General features: G+C 58.6%; 13 protein-coding genes. 9 read left to right on the top strand and 4 right to left on the bottom strand.

All coding sequences use genetic code 11. The features are described 5' to 3' along the window. Positions 1-2: 2 nt before the first annotated feature. A complete protein-coding gene (locus tag CIK74_RS00765) occupies positions 3-488 on the bottom strand; it encodes a hotdog fold thioesterase (protein ID WP_096253805.1) in 486 nt (161 codons plus the stop codon). On the opposite strand from CIK74_RS00765, the gene polA reads away from it, so the two are divergent. The 5 genes from polA (at position 487) to CIK74_RS00740 (ending at position 8857) form a co-directional block, all read left to right on the top strand. Further along, positions 487-3189, top strand: a complete 2703-nt coding sequence (polA, locus tag CIK74_RS00760) for a DNA polymerase I (RefSeq protein WP_096253804.1) — start codon at positions 487-489, stop codon at positions 3187-3189. The genes CIK74_RS00765 and polA overlap by 2 nt on opposite strands. Positions 3190-3306: 117 nt before the next feature. Next, on the top strand, positions 3307-4605 hold the full coding sequence (locus tag CIK74_RS00755) for a GNAT family N-acetyltransferase (RefSeq protein ID WP_096253803.1): 1299 nt from the start codon (positions 3307-3309) through the stop codon (positions 4603-4605). A gap of 5 nt (positions 4606-4610) precedes the next feature. Next, positions 4611-5561 carry a polysaccharide deacetylase family protein gene (locus CIK74_RS00750; RefSeq protein ID WP_096253802.1) on the top strand — a complete coding sequence of 317 codons (951 nt, stop codon included), beginning with the start codon at positions 4611-4613 and terminating at the stop codon, positions 5559-5561. Between the two features lie 253 nt (positions 5562-5814). After that, positions 5815-7299 (top strand): 30S ribosomal protein S1, encoded by a 1485-nt coding sequence (rpsA, locus tag CIK74_RS00745; RefSeq protein ID WP_096253801.1) that lies wholly within the window; start codon positions 5815-5817, stop codon positions 7297-7299. Between the two features lie 244 nt (positions 7300-7543). Continuing rightward, on the top strand, positions 7544-8857 hold the full coding sequence (locus CIK74_RS00740) for a hypothetical protein (RefSeq protein ID WP_096253800.1): 1314 nt from the start codon (positions 7544-7546) through the stop codon (positions 8855-8857). On the opposite strand, the gene CIK74_RS00735 is transcribed toward CIK74_RS00740, so the two are convergent. The 3 genes from CIK74_RS00735 to CIK74_RS00725 all read right to left on the bottom strand — a co-directional run bounded on the left by CIK74_RS00735 (position 8854) and on the right by CIK74_RS00725 (position 12310). Then, positions 8854-10446 carry an HNH endonuclease signature motif containing protein gene (locus CIK74_RS00735; protein WP_096253799.1) on the bottom strand — a complete coding sequence of 531 codons (1593 nt, stop codon included), beginning with the start codon at positions 10444-10446 and terminating at the stop codon, positions 8854-8856. The two genes, CIK74_RS00740 and CIK74_RS00735, sit on opposite strands and share 4 nt — an antisense overlap. A 77-nt stretch (positions 10447-10523) precedes the next feature. Further along, entirely contained in the window at positions 10524-11642 is a 1119-nt protein-coding gene (locus CIK74_RS00730) for a methyltransferase (protein WP_096253798.1), read from the bottom strand. Further along, positions 11639-12310, bottom strand: coding sequence for a YigZ family protein (locus tag CIK74_RS00725; protein WP_096253797.1), 672 nt, complete (start codon positions 12308-12310; stop codon positions 11639-11641). The genes CIK74_RS00730 and CIK74_RS00725 overlap by 4 nt, the downstream gene beginning before the upstream one ends. Before the next feature lie 26 nt (positions 12311-12336). Between CIK74_RS00725 and coaE the strand changes: the two genes are divergently transcribed. The 4 genes from coaE (at position 12337) to CIK74_RS00705 (ending at position 16677) form a co-directional block, all read left to right on the top strand. Beyond that, positions 12337-12927: a dephospho-CoA kinase gene (gene coaE, locus CIK74_RS00720; RefSeq protein ID WP_096253796.1), complete on the top strand. Its 591-nt coding sequence runs from the start codon at positions 12337-12339 to the stop codon at positions 12925-12927. Further along, positions 12927-13181 carry a hypothetical protein gene (locus CIK74_RS00715; protein ID WP_096253795.1) on the top strand — a complete coding sequence of 85 codons (255 nt, stop codon included), beginning with the start codon at positions 12927-12929 and terminating at the stop codon, positions 13179-13181. Before coaE ends, CIK74_RS00715 begins: the two co-directional genes overlap by 1 nt. 62 nt (positions 13182-13243) lie before the next feature. Further along, positions 13244-15328 (top strand): excinuclease ABC subunit UvrB, encoded by a 2085-nt coding sequence (uvrB, locus tag CIK74_RS00710; RefSeq protein WP_096253794.1) that lies wholly within the window; start codon positions 13244-13246, stop codon positions 15326-15328. A gap of 290 nt (positions 15329-15618) precedes the next feature. Continuing rightward, positions 15619-16677, top strand: a complete 1059-nt coding sequence (locus CIK74_RS00705) for a TerC/Alx family metal homeostasis membrane protein (protein WP_096253793.1) — start codon at positions 15619-15621, stop codon at positions 16675-16677. Positions 16678-16711: the final 34 nt, after the last annotated feature.

Raw genomic sequence — 16711 nt, 5'->3', positions numbered from 1 at the left:
AGTCAGCTCTCGATGGGCAGGAGCATGTTGGTGATTCGTGCGGTGGCCACCCGGTGGCCCTCGTCGTTGCTGATGATGATTTCATGGGTGGTGATGCGCCGGCCCAAATGTATCGGCGTGCACACACCGGTGACCAGCCCCGCTCGTCCGGCCTTATGGTGGGTGATGTTCAGATCAACACCGACCGGGTTGGCCTTGCCCGCGCCATGCAACGCGGCGGCCATCGAGCCTAAGGTCTCGGCCAAAGCGGCCGAGGCGCCGCCGTGCAAAATTCCCACAACCTGCGTGTTGCCAGCCACCGGCATGGTGGCCGAAACACGCTCGACGCTGAATTCGGTGAAGTGAATATCCAGCTTTTCTACCAGCGTGCCGACTCCGTGTCCGTGCAACGCAGGCCACATCGTTGCGGGCACACCGTGCTTGGTTAGTTGGGCCGCAAATGGATGTGCTGAAGATTGCTCGGCGTGAGAAGTGTAATTGTCGCTCATGACAACTAGGCTAAAAGGCGTGAGCGAAACTACCAAAACGACTTCTGCGTCGGATAAGAAACTGCTGATCATCGATGGGCATTCGATGGCCTTCCGCGCGTTCTATGCGCTGCCAGCCGAAAACTTTGCGACAAGCACCGGCCAGCATACAAATGCCGTCCACGGATTCGTCTCCATGTTGTTGACGATGATCCGCCAACAGAAGCCCACGCACGTTGCGGTGGCCTTCGACCTTGATACCCCCACCTTCCGTTCCTTGGAGTACACCGAGTACAAGGGCGGGCGCAATAAAACACCCGAGGAGTTCTACGGCCAGATCGACCTCATCGCGCAGGTGATGAAGGCGATGAACATTCCAAACATCACGCTGGAAAGTTTTGAGGCCGACGATATTCTGGCCACCATGGCCACCCGGGGTGAAGAAGCCGGCTTCGAGGTACTGGTGGTTTCCGGGGACCGTGACGCCTTCCAGCTGATCACCGACAGGACCTTAGTGCTCTACCCGAAGAAGGGTATTAGCGATATTCCGCCGATGGACGCCGAAGCGGTGGAAACCAAATACTTTGTACGCCCCGAGCGATACTCGGACCTGGCCGCATTGGTAGGCGAAACCGCCGATAACTTGCCAGGGGTGCCCGGGGTAGGACCTAAAACCGCTGCGAAGTGGTTAAACCTCTACGGGGATCTGGACGGAATTCTGGAGAACGCGGAATCCATCAAGGGTAAGGTCGGCGAATCTCTGCGCGCCCACGTGGATAACGTGACGCGTAACCGTCGGTTAAACCAGTTGCGCCACGATTTAGAGCTACCGGTGAGCTTGGAGGAAACCGAGCTGGTGGCACCAAACCGCGAAGAGATCGAAAACCTCTTTGACGCGCTGGAATTTAACACCTTGCGTAAGCGCCTCTTTGACCTGTTTGCTGCAGAAGAGGATGAAGAGCAGCCCGAAGCGGCAGTTTTTGAACGTCTGGAAGCGAAAGACGCGGGCGCTTTGGGTGACTTTATCGCTGCCGGTCAGGGCGCGCCGATTGCGGTGCAGCTGGCGGTGACCGGCGCAGAAGCCGTGGGTGTGGCGCTGTTCCGCGAAGGGAAGGCGATCTGGCTTGAACTGGCCGGACTGGATGAGGACAGCGAGAAGGTGCTGGCCGATTTCTTGGCCGATGCGCAGGGTCCGAAGATCTTCCACGATGCCAAGCTTGCCAAGCACCGGTTGATCGAACGTGGTTTTAACGTTGCCGGACTCGGCGATGACACGCTGATTAGTGCGTATCTGATTCAGCCTGATCGTCGCAGCCACGAGCTGGTTGATCTGGTGCAGTACCACCTGAAGTACACGGTGCCGGTGCTGAAGCCGGCGAAGAAGGGGGAGCTGGATCTGGGGTTGACCGCGGATCTGGCCGAACCGACGCTCGCGCAGGCGCAGGCGATCTTTGACCTCTCCGCGTTCTTGGCGATTAAGGTTGCCGAGAAGCATGCCGCGCAGCTTGCCGCCGAGATGGAACTGCCGCTGATCGATGTGCTCTTTGACATGGAACGTGCGGGTATTGCGGTGAGCCGTGAACGTTTAGACGAGCTCAACGCGCACTTCACCGGTCAGGTGGAACAGGCCACGAAGGAAGCTTACGAGTCGATCGGCCACGAGGTGAATCTTTCCAGCCCGAAGCAGCTGCAGGTGGTCTTGTTTGAAGAGCTGGATCTGCCGAAAACGAAAAAAATCAAAACCGGTTTCACTACCGATGCGGAATCCTTGCAGGATTTGTTGGTGAAAACCCAGCACCCATTCTTGGTCGCGCTGATGGCGTACCGCGAGGCGATTAAGCTACGTCAGACCGTGGAGGGGTTGCTGAAATCTATCGGCGACGATGGGCGGATTCACACCACCTACGCGCAGACCGTGGCGGCCACCGGACGGCTGTCCAGCCTGAACCCGAACCTGCAGAACATTCCAATTCGCTCCGAAGAGGGCCGGCGAATTCGCGACGTATTCATCGTCGGCGAAGGCTACGAAACCCTGCTGACCGTGGACTACTCGCAGATCGAGATGCGTATTATGGCGCACCTTTCCGGGGACGAGGGACTGATCGAAGCCTATGAAAGCGGCGAGGACCTGCACCGCTATGTCGGTTCGCACGTCTTTGGGGTGAGCCCGGCGGAGGTGAGCTCCGAGATGCGTTCCAAGGTCAAGGCGATGAGCTATGGGCTGGCTTACGGGCTGAGCTCCTTTGGGTTGTCCAAGCAGCTGAAGATTTCCGTGGATGAGGCGCGCACGTTGATGAAGGACTACTTTGCACGCTTTGGTGCGGTGCGTACTTACCTGCGTGCGGTGGTCGATCAGGCACGCAAGGACGGGTACACGGAAACCATCTTCGGTCGACGCCGGTACCTGCCGGAACTGAACAGCTCGGATCGGCGGTTGCGTGATATTGCCGAACGTGCGGCGTTAAACGCACCGATTCAGGGTTCGGCGGCGGATCTGCTGAAGGTGGCGATGCTGAAGATTTCGCAGCGGTTGCGCGAAGGATCATACAAGTCGCGGATGCTCTTGCAGGTGCACGATGAGTTGGTGCTCGAAATTTCCGCCGGCGAGCTGGACGCGGTCCAGGAGTTGGTCACGCACGAAATGAGCCAGGCTGCGGACCTACTGGTGCCGTTGGATGTCCAGCCGGGCATCGGCAAGTCCTGGCACGAGGCGGAGCACTAAAGCCCGTTTAACATATTCGGAGCCGCCGGGGTGCCCCTGTTATTAGGTGCGCACTGGCGGCTTTGAACTCATAGCAGTGAGGGTTGCCCACATGCTGGCCAGCGAAAGGTACAAACCATGAGTTCTGCGACACCCCAGGGCATTAACCTTGAATTTTTTGCTGCCGAACAAGCAGCGAAGGAACCTGAGCAGCGTTGGGTGTCCTTCTCGCGTGCCGTCGGGCGAGGTTTTCATGACCCTGGCACCGATGCGGACAGCGATAAGATTCTGGCCGAGATGGATCTCCAGGACGGTGTGCAGTACATCGGGGCCTACGATCGGTCGGCGCTCGCGCCAAGCTTGCATGTCAGCGACCCGGTGGGCACGTACCAGTATTATCCCGGCACGCTCAATGTGGGTGGGCAGAACTGCCTGACGGTGCATCAGATCACCGCGGTGACCGTGAGCCCGACACATCGCCGGCGCGGAATATTGCGCTCGATGATCACCACCCACCTGCAGCAGGCCGCTGGTGCAGGGGTGCCGGTGGCCGTGCTCACCGCCACCGAAGCCACCATTTACGGGCGTTTTGGGTTTGGGCTGGCTGCCGAGCAGTGCCGTTTTGAACTGAATGTTGAACATGGGGCACGGCTACGCCGGCCACACACCGGAAGCGTGGTGGCCGTGGATCCGGCGAGCATCAAAGAGCAGATGCTGGCGCTGCGCCACGAGCACCAGCAGGTCACAGTTGGAGCGGTCAGCCACCGGGCCTTCGACATCGGGCGCGATACCGGAGCGTGGGAAAACCACGGCAACCTCAAACCGGTCAAAAACCTGCGCGCCGCGGTGCATTATGATGCCCAGGGAACCGCCGACGGGTATCTGACCTACACCTTTGAGGGGTGGGCCAAGGAAACGGCCACGATGTCGGTGAAAACCTTGTGCACGACTAATGGTGCCGCGCGACTAGAACTGCTGGACTATTTGGGCGCGCACGATCTGATTAAACGCGTGACCGGCTCGGCTCCGGTTGATGATGTGCTGCCGATCGCGCTTGAAAACCCGCGTTCCTACCGGGTGCTTGGCCGTGATGATCATCTGTGGTTGCGTATTTTGGATCTGCCGGCCGCGTTTTCGGCGCGCAATTATCACGGTGACGCGCAGCTGGTGATCGCGGTGAGCGACGAGCTGGGTTATACCGCTGGTACGTGGCAGCTGCAGGTTGTCGACGGGAGGATGTCGGTGCAGCGTGTCGAGGGTCAAGACCCCGAGGCCTGGCTTGACTGTCGCGAACTGGCCAGCCTCTATTTGGGCACTCGCAGTGCCACGCAGTTGGCCGAAGCCGGATTGCTAGACACCGCTACACCGCAGCTTCTCACCGTGCTTGATCGGCTCTTTGCCGGCCGGCAAGCACCCTATTGTCAGGTGGATTTTTAACCCCTATGCAGTCAAATACACGAGTAGTGAACGCTGGGCTGACACGTCGCCGGTTGTTACGCTTCGCTTTGGACGGCGTCGCCGGTGCGGTGGGACTGCTGGGTTTGGCGGCGCTGAGCGGATGCACCGAGCTGCCCGAAAGCTCAGCAACTTCAGCTACCGGGCAGGCATCTGCACCTGCGACAGCCAGTGGGTCTGCGCCGGCTTACGGTCCGGCGAAGGCCAGCCCGAGCGCTGAACCGTTGTTTAGCCCTAGTTTGAGCAAAAAGGAAGCGACCGCCAAGTTTGCTCGGCGTGCACCAGGGCAATTCGGACTGGAGGTGCCGGGTATTCAGCTCGCGCTACCCTCCGGGGCGCGGGGCGTGGCGCTCACCTTTGATGCCTGCGGGGGAGCCCATGGCAGCAAAATGGATCACCAGCTGATCGAAGTATTGCGCACACACAAAACCCCGGCCACGTTGTTCGTCAATCAACGGTGGGCACGGAGCAACCGGCAACTGCTCACCGAACTGATCGCGGATCCCTTATTTGAGATCGCAAATCACGGCACCAAACATGCCCCGCTCAGTGTTGCCGGGCAGCAGGCATACGGAATACCAGGCACCGGGTCCGTGGCGGCGGCCTATGACGAAATTGTGCTCAATCAGCGGTACTTGGCGCAGGAATTTGGCGTGGAGGCGCGCTTCTTCCGTTCGGGGACGGCACATATGGATCAGGTGGGTGTTGCCCTCTGCCGAAAACTCGGGTTGGTGCCGATGAACTTCACCGTGAATATGGATGCCGGGGCGACGTTCCCGGCAGCAAGTGTCGCCACGCAGGTGAGCGCGATGAAGGCCGGCGACGTGGGGATCGGGCACTTTAATCAGCCAAAGTCGGGTACCGCCCAAGGAGTGGATCGTGGGCTGAAGAAGCTGGCGGACACCGGGATAAAAGTTGTCCGGCTCACCTCTGCCTGAGTCGGCCGCGGCCCTGGTGAGTGCGCGGAGGCCTGAGCATCGGACGCCAGAAAAGCCAAAACGTAACGAACCTCACAAAGTGAGGCTGTCGATCTTAGACGTTTACGCTTTGACCCGCACTTAGCTCGGCGCGTAGACTGAGGAAGGCGTGTCATGGCTTTGTCATGTCCGCAGGTAAACTTTACCCACTCGAAACTCCGGGACTTCCGGGGTCTCGACTGATCAAATCTATCCACAACGGAGTCCCTACTACATGACCATCACCTCGAACGAGAACAACAGCGCACCAGTCGTTGCGATTAACGACATTGGATCTGCTGAGGACTTCTTGGCCGCAGTCGACGCCACCATCAAGTACTTCAATGATGGTGACCTCGTCGAAGGCGTCGTTGTTAAGGTTGACCACGACGAAGTTCTGCTCGACATCGGTTACAAGACCGAAGGTGTCATTCCTTCCCGCGAGCTTTCCATCAAGCACGATGTTGACCCAGGCGACGTTGTCGCTGTTGGTGACAACGTCGAGGCCTTGGTTCTGACCAAGGAAGATAAGGAAGGCCGTCTGATCTTGTCCAAGAAGCGCGCTCAGTACGAGCGTGCCTGGGGCGACATCGAGAAGATCAAGGAAGAAGACGGTGTCGTTACCGGTACCGTCATCGAGGTTGTCAAGGGTGGCCTCATCCTGGACATCGGCCTGCGTGGCTTCTTGCCAGCATCGCTCGTCGAGATGCGCCGTGTGCGCGACCTGGCACCGTACATCGGTCAGGAAATCGAAGCCAAGATCATCGAGCTGGACAAGAACCGCAACAACGTTGTGCTTTCCCGCCGTGCATGGCTTGAGCAGACCCAGTCTGAGGTTCGCTCGACCTTCCTCAACAAGCTGGAAAAGGGCCAGGTTCGTCCGGGCGTCGTTTCCTCCATCGTCAACTTCGGTGCATTCGTGGACCTTGGCGGCGTAGACGGTCTCGTCCATGTTTCCGAGCTGTCCTGGAAGCACATCGACCACCCATCAGAGGTTGTCGAAGTTGGCCAGGAAGTAACCGTCGAGGTTCTCGAAGTCGATCTGGACCGCGAGCGCGTTTCGCTGTCGTTGAAGGCTACCCAGGAAGATCCTTGGCAGACCTTCGCCCGCACTCACGCGCTGGGCCAGGTTGTACCAGGTAAGGTCACCAAGTTGGTTCCTTTCGGTGCGTTCGTTCGCGTCGAAGACGGCATCGAAGGCCTTGTTCACATCTCCGAGCTTGCAGTGCGCCACGTTGAGTTGGCCGAGCAGGTTGTCTCCGTGGGCGACGAGCTGTTCGTCAAGGTCATCGACATCGACCTGGAACGCCGCCGCATCTCGCTGTCGCTCAAGCAGGCTAACGAAGGCGTGGACCCAGAGGGTACCGAATTCGATCCAGCTCTCTACGGCATGGCCGCAGAGTACGACGAAGAGGGTAACTACAAGTACCCAGAGGGCTTCGACCCAGAGACCAACGAATGGCTCGAAGGCTTCGACACCCAGCGTTCGGCTTGGGAAGCACAGTACGCTTCCGCTCAGGAGCGTTGGGAAGCTCACAAGAAGCAGGTTGTTGCTGCAATCGCTGCCGACGCAGAAGCAGAAGCAGAACCAGCCGCTACCGGCGGTTCGTCAGCTGCTGCTCCAGCATCGTACTCCTCGGAGGCGCCAGCCACCGACGCAGGCACCCTGGCTTCGGACGAAGCACTGGCTGCACTGCGCGAAAAGCTGACCGGCAACTAATTTCGATTGGTGCTAGTGAGCTTGGCGAAGAGCTAAGTAAACGCTGAATGAAAAGGTCCAACCCATTGCGGGTTGGACCTTTTCTGCGTCATCAGGTGCTTAACCGCAGGGGTGGTGGTTCTTAGTCATCCTTCGTGCTGAGTGTGAAGCCTGCAGATCGACCCAAAGGTGCAGTGCCCGCAGAATGTAACAGTTATAGACTAAATCCTGTAGGTCACCAAGTCGGGGCCGGTGAGGGATAAGCATGAAGCAGGCAAAGAGCGGCGACGCGTTGATTGGTGATCGTATCGGTGAAGGGAAAATGGTACCTTTTTACTCGGTCGGCATCGATGAGTGGCGCGAGGTCCCTGGTGCGCTGCCCAATATGCTGGTGATCCTTGCCAGTTGGGTTCCGCTAATAGCTTTGAACATCTACCTGTTCCGCTTCGCTTTCCCGCAACGACCAGAGATGGAAGTCGGAAAACTGCTGACTTTCTCGGTCATTGCAGCCTGCATCGCGATCATGTGGGCCGCCGCGCGGATCGCCCCGTGGTTGGCTTTAGCCGCGACCGCCATGCTCTACGTCATCTTGCAACCAACGGGAACCGCGCAACTGGTGGTGTTGGCATGTGCAAGCTGGTTTGCGCTCCTGGCCCTCAGCGGAATGATCAACCAGTGGCGACTGATCCTCAGACTGCGTCGATGGCGAGCTCATGCAACCTCCACGGTGCTCATCCCGAGCGAACAATTACGACAATTGCGCATCTACCGGCAGCTGCCGACCACGCTCTGGTATCTGGCTTTAGGCTCGATCCTCTACCCGCTACTGAAGCTCACCTGGCAGTTCCTCACCGACGACGAGCAGGTATTTTCTGGCCTGGATCGGGAGCGCATCGACGGGTTCTTGATCGGAAGCGTCGCGCTGGGACTGTGCTTGATCGTGTTATTGGTGCGTTGGGTCGAACAAGGCATCGTGGGGCATATTGCTCTAGAAGTCCCGTTGACCAGCGATTTTGGTCCGCTAAGTTTTGTGGCGATCGGCGCCTCGGTGGCACGCGAACCGGAAAACGGTGCGCGATGTGAATGTACCGACCCAAATGAAGATTCCAAGAGCAGCGAATATGAGCAGTTTGTTGAATGTTTGGATCGCTGTTCGGTGCACGGGGTTGGTGCGGTCAACGCGTTGAGCGAGGCTGAATTTACCCGGATTGCCGATCAGCCTTGGGTGTACGGCGAACATGCCAATGACCGGTTGCTGCGCAAATCAGCTCGACTGGTGATCGCCGGGTTCAGCGGGTGGGACTCCAAGCCGGTGCGTTTGCAGGTAGACACGGTGTTCGGGCAGGGCAGCGTTGCACCAGCAAACTACCTCCCGAAACGGGCCACCGAACCGCTCTGCCGGGCCAAGCGCAGACTGTCGTGGCGAAACTGTGCTGATACCCCGCTGGTGGTAGAAGAGTTTAACCCCGCGACGATGCGGGTGTTGGATCAGATTCCACTGGGCACGCTGGGACTGACTGGCTATGCGGTGCGCGTGGCGGGTCGACGACCATTTCTTGTTGACCACCCGGTGCGCTAAACCTCGGGGCGGTCACTGATCGTGTTGCGACGTGGTCTTTGGGTGGGATCCATAAATTTGGGCAGGATCACCTGGGGTAGGCCGCCATTGGAGATGACCTTAAGGATTCCCGCATGCACGTCGTGATGATGCGCGGTGCACAGGCAGCAGCCAAGATGCACGGCGGTCGGCCCACCAAGTGACCACCACCAAATATGGTGTAGTTCGCAGTGTTCGGGCGCAACGGTGCACCCGGGCACAATGCAGCCGCGGTCTCTGGCCTTGATCGCCCGGCGCATATACGCCGGGAAATTTCGTTGTTGGCGGCCGATATCCAAAATTTCACCGCGGCCACCGAGTACCAGCGGAATGATTTTTGCTCTGGCCAGAGCCTGGCGTAGTTGGGCGGGGCGCAGCGTGAAGCCATGTTCGGTTACCCCGTAGGTTGTGGCCAGGCCGGTGAGTTCGGCTAAGGAAAGGTGAACCATGATGGTGGGCTGGACTACCGGGATTTCTGCTTCTTCCGGTTCCGTAAGCTGCGTTGCGGCTGGAGTTTCGTGAATTTTGCTGAGCAACTGGTTCAGCTTTTTGCCGTTGACCTTCAGCAGCATCAACAAGGCCTGCAATCGTCGCCTGGCAACGCTTGCCTCGGTGAGCGGGTTCCACGTGGCACTGGCAGCTTCGGCCTCGGTTACAAAATCAGGATGTTCGGCGGTGCTGCCTGGGGAATGCTCGGCGGCCACCTGCCGGCTGGCCGCACCGGCTGCGGTGCGTGGGTTATTGGCCTGAGTGAGCAGCGACTCGAAGCCGTCGGCGTCCAGCGGGGTCAGGCGCACCTCATAGATGATCAGACCGTCTCTTTCGCCTTTGCGATAGACCCCGGCTTCGGCTTGTGGGTCCGCTAATGCGTGTTGTTCCTTGGCGGATTTGATCAGCCGGTTCAGTTTTTTGGTGCGAGTTTTAGGTTCTGGCTCGGTCAGTACCTCAAGCGCTGCGTCTTCGAGCAGTTGGCCGGCGGCATTCTGGGCGCTGGCGGTGACGGGGGAATCAAATTCACCGGTAGTCGGTTCGAACTTTTCTAAGCGGCGAGCTGCGCTCAGCGACTCGCGCGGGTCCGGGCCAACGGTATTAAACCGCTGGGCAAGTGCCGTGAATTGTGCGGGGCAGCGGTTACCTTGGGCATCGAACTGGCAAATCATCAGGTGGGAGTCGTTCACCCTGCGTCGGGCTTCAAAAAAGTCTAGGTTCAGCCAAGCGGCGAGCACCTCGGGCGCGCCCTTAAAGCTGGGGCGGGAAGCGGTGAGAACCGGCGGCGCTGCTAGATCACAGGCGTTGGCACGCAAGGCGTCAAGCTCGGTGATTTCTAGTTGGTGGGCGCCGGTGGCCTCGATCAGGTGGGCGCAGTGAATTTGGGTGCGCACGGTCTCATGAGCTAGCGCCTCGGTGTCGGAGGCCAGTAGCAGTGCGGCCCGGGGCTCGGCCAAGGAAGTTAGCTTGGTGCGAATGGCGGATTGAAGTTCCGGGGCAAACGCGGACAGGGCGAGCAGCTCGGAGGTGGAAAGCGCCTCCAAGTCGGCCAAGGTTGTGTGCAGCTCGGTGAGCAGCTGCATGATCCGCGTTGTCATAAAGCTAGTGTGCGCGCAGCGCCGAGCCTGGGATTTAGCTGCGCTGCCGGATGTGGAAAAGACTAACGGCGGCGGATAGAACGGGTCACGGTGAAGGTTGCATTGCGCGCCAGCTGTGTGGTGGGGCCGATGCGACGGGTCAGCTCGCTGCGGTAGCGCAGGTGTGAGTTGAACACGCACAGTAGCTCGCCGCCGTCGGCAAGGACGCGGGCGGCCTCATCGAACAACTTTAACGCGATCCCCGCGTGCACGGTGTTGCCGATGTGAAACGGCGGGTTCAACGTGATTAATGTGGCGCTGGCCGGTGCATGGCGGCTCAGTCCGTCGTCTTGCACCGCGGTGATCCGCTCGGATAGTCCGTTGGCGTGCGCGGATAAGCCGGTGGAGGTGACCGCGGAGGCCGAATGATCCGAGGCGTCGATGAGCAACCGTGGGTGGGTGAGCGCCGCATAAACACCGATGGAACCGTTGCCGCAGGCAAGATCGAGCAAGCTGGCGTGCCCGCTGAGATCTGGAAGGTTTTCCAACAACAGTCGGGTGCCCGGATCCAAGCGTTGTGCCCCGAAGGTGGCGGCCCCGGCACGCAGCGTGAATTCGGTCCCATTAACCGTGTGGGTGGCGCTGCGTGGGTAGTCGCGGGTGGACGCGTCCGGCTGCGGGGTACTGGCGGAAAGTACGCGCGCCTTCTGCCGGGCTAGGGATACATCGAGCGTGGAAAAATATTTGCTGAGCGTCTCATTCATCGCGCGGTTCATATGCTTGAGCATCCCGCCGGCATGCACGATGACCGTGGGGTCGCAGGCGGCGGCGATGGCCGCGGCCTGCTCGTCGAGCACGTCAAGACCGCGCGGCAGGCGTAGCAACACCAACGACGCATCTTGGGCCACGGAATCGAGAGGAAAAAATTCCACGAAGTTGACCGCGTGCGGGGCGAGGGCTTGCAGATTGGCGGTGATCGCGCGCCGGGAAGTCAGCGAATCGGTATGCACCCGCAGCGCGGTGGCACCGGCCGCTAGGGCACCCAGGGTCAACGCGCCGTAGTGATCGCCGATGATGGACACGGTGTGTGGCCAGTGCGTGACGGTATCGAGCATAAGCCGGTCCGCGGCGTCGTGGGCAAAGAGGTTTTGTCCCTCAACCTCGGGCCAGCGGCGCAGTGTGTTCAGCAGTTCGTGAGTCATGAATCCAGCCAGGTGGTGTGGCCGGCGCGGAGCAATCCGGCGCCGGAGGTGAGTGTGGCGATAAAAGTGTGTAGTTCTTCGGTGGCGGCCGGTTCATCGTTGATGCCGATGCTCAGTACCGCATGGGCGTCGCCCCAATGGGTGTCGCCGAGTTGATAGCCGGCGGAGCGCAGCTCATTTTCCCAGCGTGCGGCCCACCCATGATCGGCGGACAGCTCAAAGATGCGTAGTCGCTGTACGGTGCAAAGGCTCGCGTGGGCTAACGCCTGAGAGACCGAATCCGAGTACGCGCGCACCAGTCCGCCGGCGCCGAGCTTGATGCCGCCAAAGTATCGTACGGTCACCGCGAGGATATCGGAAAGATCCGTCCCACTGCCGGTGTCGCGTTTTGCCAGCGCTTCAAGCATCGGCAGCCCGGCGGTGCCCGAGGGTTCGCCGTCGTCGTTGGAGCGCTGAGTCATTCGATCCGGACCAAGAATGAAGGCGCTGCAGTGGTGGCGGGCATCAAAATGGGTTTTGCGTAAGGCCGCGATGTGGGCGCGGGCCTCGGCCTCGGTCTGCACCCGGTATAAGTAGGTGATGAATCGCGAACGCTTAATTTCGATCTCATGCACCGCGTCGACACGAAGCGTCGTGTAGCTAGTCGCGGCCGAGTCGTTGGTGTTCATCGTACTTAGTTTATAGGGTGGTAGACATGATCCATGTGGGACTGACCGGCGGCGTGGCTTCCGGCAAATCGGCAGTAGCAGCACAATTAGCCAAACTGGGCGCGGTAGTGATCGACGCGGATAAGCTCGCCCGTGAGGTTGTGGCGCCCGGAACCGACGGGTTAGCCCAGATCCGGCAGGCCTTTGGCCAAGCAGTTTTTAGCCCTGACGGTTCGCTGGACCGGGCGGCCCTCGGTGCGCTGGTCTTCAGCGACGAGGCGCAACGACTGACGCTGAACGCGATCGTGCACCCATTGGTACGCGCCGAGGCTAACCGTCTGCGTGCGGCCGCCGCCAACGAAGCGGTGGTGGTCGAGGACATCCCATTGCTCGTCGAATCTGGGCAAGCGGATCGTTTTGATCAGGTTCTGGTGGTGCAGGCACCACCCGAAGCACGGATTCGCCGGATGGTTGAAGACCGGGGGTGGAGCGTGGCCGAGGCCAAATCCCGGATGGCCGCGCAGGCCAGTGACGCGGATCGCGCGGCGATCGCCGATCATTTGCTGATAAATGATGGCACACTTGAACAACTCCAAGCGCACGTGAGCGAACTATTTGAGAAGGAACTAAACCGCTGATGCAGAAAATTTCGAAGTGGACGATGCTCGCCAGTTTTGCCGTGGCACTGGTGCTCTGGTTGGGCTTTGGCGGCCGCGCCGAATTTGTTGCCTCGGCCGGTCCTTACTCACCGGTGGTTTATATCTCCGGATGGATTGCCCTGCTCGGATTGCTCGCTGCCACCGTGCTTACCGTGGGTTTCTTCGGCGCTCAGATCCGCCGGACCGCTACGCGCAACGCGATTCGCACCGGAATGCGCCTCGGCGGCAAGTAATTTCACGTTCAGCGTGCACACAGGCGTAGGCGAGTGTCGGTTGCGCTGGTTATGCTGGAATCATGAGTCTTGCCCAGCCGATTAAACGTGTAGTAGCTCCCTTCGAAGTCATCAGCGATTATGTTCCGGCGGGGGACCAGCCCACGGCGATTAAAGAGCTGACCGAACGGATCAACGGCGGCGAAAAAGATATCGTGTTGCTCGGTGCCACCGGTACCGGTAAGTCCGCGACCACCGCCTGGCTGATCGAACAGGTACAACGCCCCACCTTGGTGCTGGTGCAAAATAAGACGCTCGCCGCACAGCTAGCCAATGAATTCCGCGAGCTGATGCCAAATAACGCGATCGAATACTTCGTGTCTTATTACGACTACTACCAGCCCGAAGCGTATGTGGCACAGACCGATACCTTCATCGAGAAAGACTCCTCGGTCAACGAAGAGGTAGAACGGCTACGCCACTCGGCGACTAACGCGTTGCTTACCCGCAGAGACGTGATCGTGGTGGCAACGGTCTCCTGCATTTACGGCTTGGGTACGCCGGAAGAATATGTGGCCGGCATGGTGACGGTGCGCAAAGGCGAAGAATTAAACCGCGATGCGATGCTTCGCCAGTTCGTTAACATGCAGTACACGCGCAACGACATGGACTTCCATCGAGGAACCTTCCGGGTGCGTGGGGATACGGTGGAGATCATCCCGATGTATGAGGAGCAGGCGCTACGCATCGAGTTTTTCGGTGACGAAGTCGAAGCAATCTACACCCTGCACCCGGTGACCGGTGAAGTGATCCGCGAAGAAACCGAGATGTACATTTTCCCGGCTAGCCACTATGTTGCCGGTGCCGAGCGCATGCACAAGGCGATTAAAACTATCGAAGATGAGCTGGCGGCTCGGCTTAAAGAACTTGAATCGCAAAATAAGCTCGTCGAAGCCCAGCGGTTGCGCATGCGCACCACCTATGACCTGGAAATGATGGAGCAGATGGGCTTCTGCAATGGCATCGAAAACTATTCACGGCATATTGATGGACGTGAATCGGGCAGTGCACCACACTGTTTGCTAGATTATTTCCCCGATGATTTTTTGATGGTCATCGATGAGTCTCATGTCACCGTGCCGCAGATTGGTGCGATGTATGAAGGTGATATGTCGCGTAAGCGAACCTTGGTGGAGCACGGCTTCCGACTTCCTTCGGCTATGGATAACCGACCTTTGAAGTGGGACGAGTTCTTGGAACGCATCGGGCAGACCGTGTATCTTTCGGCGACCCCGGGCAAATATGAGCTGGGCAAGGCCGATGGTTTTGTGGAACAGATTATTCGCCCAACAGGCCTGATCGACCCTGAAATCATCGTGAAGCCAACCAAGGGTCAAATTGATGACCTGCTCGATGAGATCCGCATGCGCGTGGAACTCAATGAGCGCGTGTTGGTGACCACACTGACCAAACGGATGGCCGAGGACCTGACTGACTACCTCACCGAACATCAGGTTCGTGTGCAATACCTGCACTCAGACGTTGATACGATCCGCCGTGTGGAGTTGCTGCGTGAATTGCGCATGGGCTCCTACGACGTGTTGGTGGGAATTAACCTGCTGCGTGAGGGGCTGGATCTACCTGAGGTGTCCTTGGTCGCGATTCTGGATGCCGACAAGCAGGGGTTCTTGCGTTCGGCGACCTCGCTGATTCAGACCATCGGCCGTGCTGCGCGTAACGTGTCCGGCCAGGTGATCATGTATGCGGACAAGATCACCGATGCGATGGACAAGGCCATTGACGAGACCAATCGTCGACGCGAGATCCAGCGGGCACATAATACGACGCACGGCATCGATCCGACTCCGTTGCGCAAGAAGATTGCCGATATCACCGATCAGCTGGCCCGTGAGGATGCAGACACTCAGGAGTTGCTGAACAACAACCGGCTGGCCAAGGACGCGAAGCGCACGAAGTCCTCGAAGATTCGTCAGGATGGTTTGGCGGCCGCCCCGGCGGAGGACCTGTTGGGTCAGATCGAAGAGATGACCGCTCAGATGCATGCCGCCGCGGCGGAACTGCAGTTCGAACTGGCGGCACGTATTCGCGACGAGGTGGGCGAGCTAAAGAAGGAATTGCGTCAAATGAAAGACGCTGGCCACGCGTAACACGATGTTAACCTTAGCTAGTTAAAGCGTGTTTGATAAGTGATTATACCGTTTTGTCAGGTTAACAGAGAGGAGCTGGAAGTGCGTGATGGCACGTATCACGCGTCATGGATAAGGCTTGTGCGCTAGACTTAACTCTCGTACGTAGGGGAGTATCCCAAATGCTGTGAACGTCAACACGCGAACCATCGAAGCTTCGCCGGGCGCAGCAGCCGAACAAGAACTAGTTCTTGACGGCGGAGAGACTTGCGAATCTTTGTCCTAACCTTACGACGAAAGGCTACTCTTCTATGGGTGCTTCAGGGTTAACACTCCAGTTTGAAATCATTGCCTTGGTGGCGCTCTGCGTTGTCTTGCTGCTTGATTTGCTCTATGTGGTCAAGCGACCGCACGAACCATCGATGAAGGAAGCCGGAATTTTTGTTGGCTTCTACATCGCTCTTGCAATAATTTTCGGTGGAATTGTCTGGTGGCAGGCAGGCTCACAGCTTGGTCAGGAATTCTACGCCGGCTGGATTACCGAATACTCGTTGTCGATTGACAACCTCTTTGTCTTTATTATCATCATGACCCGCTTTGCTGTGCCACGTAAGTACCAGCAAGAGGTGCTGATGTTCGGCATTATCATCGCGTTGGTGCTGCGCGCAATCTTCATTATTGCCGGTGCCGCGATGATCGAACACTTCTCCTGGATCTTCTACATCTTCGGTGCTTTCTTGCTCTGGACCGCTTGGCACCAGCTGAAGGACGACGACGACGAAGACGAAGACAGTGATAGCGGCATCGTTAAGAAGCTCACCAGCAAATTGCCAATTGCCAAGGAATACGACGGCAACAAGCTGCGTACCGTCGTGGACGGCAAGAAGCTGTTCACCCCTATGGTGATGGTCTTCATTACCATCGGCATGACCGACCTGCTGTTCGCAGTGGACTCGATTCCAGCGATCTTCGGTCTGACCAACTCGGCGTTTATCGTCTTCACCGCGAACATCTTCGCGCTGATGGGTCTGCGTCAGTTGTACTTCCTGCTCGGTGGGTTGATGAACCGTCTGGTCTTCCTGAAGCACGCACTGAGCTTCATCTTGGCGTTCATCGGCGTCAAGTTGGTGCTCCACGCACTGCACACCAACGAACTGCCATTCATCAATGGTGGTGAAGGCTTCGCTTGGGCTCCAGTAATTCCAACCAGCATCTCGCTGATTGTTATTCTGGCGACCATCGTGATCGCTACGGTCTTGTCGCTGTGGACCCCGCTGGGTCGTAACGCGGCAGCCAAGGTCGAGGCAGCAGAGGCCGAGAAGGCAGCTGCTAAGGCTTCAATCGAAGGTGAGCAGGAGTCGGGCAAGTAACGACAACAAGCTATAAAGAATACCCACCGTAGCT

This window comes from Glutamicibacter sp. BW77, from assembly GCF_002332285.1.
GTDB classification, from domain to species: Bacteria; Actinomycetota; Actinomycetes; order Actinomycetales; family Micrococcaceae; genus Glutamicibacter; species Glutamicibacter bergerei.
Note: the sequence above shows the minus strand (reverse complement) of the source record. Positions and strands in the feature narration are given on the sequence as shown.

Excerpts from the sequence above, each read along its gene's own strand:
- CIK74_RS00740 (WP_096253800.1), top strand. The coding sequence starts at position 7,544 with ATGAAGCAGGCAAAGAGCGGCGACGCGTTGATTGGTGATCGTATCGGT.
- coaE (WP_096253796.1), top strand. The coding sequence starts at position 12,337 with ATGATCCATGTGGGACTGACCGGCGGCGTGGCTTCCGGCAAATCGGCA.
- CIK74_RS00705 (WP_096253793.1), top strand. The coding sequence starts at position 15,619 with ATGGGTGCTTCAGGGTTAACACTCCAGTTTGAAATCATTGCCTTGGTG.
- CIK74_RS00730 (WP_096253798.1), bottom strand. The coding sequence starts at position 11,642 with ATGACTCACGAACTGCTGAACACACTGCGCCGCTGGCCCGAGGTTGAG.
- uvrB (WP_096253794.1), top strand. The coding sequence starts at position 13,244 with ATGAGTCTTGCCCAGCCGATTAAACGTGTAGTAGCTCCCTTCGAAGTC.
- CIK74_RS00765 (WP_096253805.1), bottom strand. The coding sequence starts at position 488 with ATGAGCGACAATTACACTTCTCACGCCGAGCAATCTTCAGCACATCCA.
- CIK74_RS00715 (WP_096253795.1), top strand. The coding sequence starts at position 12,927 with ATGCAGAAAATTTCGAAGTGGACGATGCTCGCCAGTTTTGCCGTGGCA.
- CIK74_RS00725 (WP_096253797.1), bottom strand. The coding sequence starts at position 12,310 with ATGAACACCAACGACTCGGCCGCGACTAGCTACACGACGCTTCGTGTC.
- CIK74_RS00755 (WP_096253803.1), top strand. The coding sequence starts at position 3,307 with ATGAGTTCTGCGACACCCCAGGGCATTAACCTTGAATTTTTTGCTGCC.
- CIK74_RS00735 (WP_096253799.1), bottom strand. The coding sequence starts at position 10,446 with ATGCAGCTGCTCACCGAGCTGCACACAACCTTGGCCGACTTGGAGGCG.
- polA (WP_096253804.1), top strand. The coding sequence starts at position 487 with ATGACAACTAGGCTAAAAGGCGTGAGCGAAACTACCAAAACGACTTCT.
- rpsA (WP_096253801.1), top strand. The coding sequence starts at position 5,815 with ATGACCATCACCTCGAACGAGAACAACAGCGCACCAGTCGTTGCGATT.
- CIK74_RS00750 (WP_096253802.1), top strand. The coding sequence starts at position 4,611 with ATGCAGTCAAATACACGAGTAGTGAACGCTGGGCTGACACGTCGCCGG.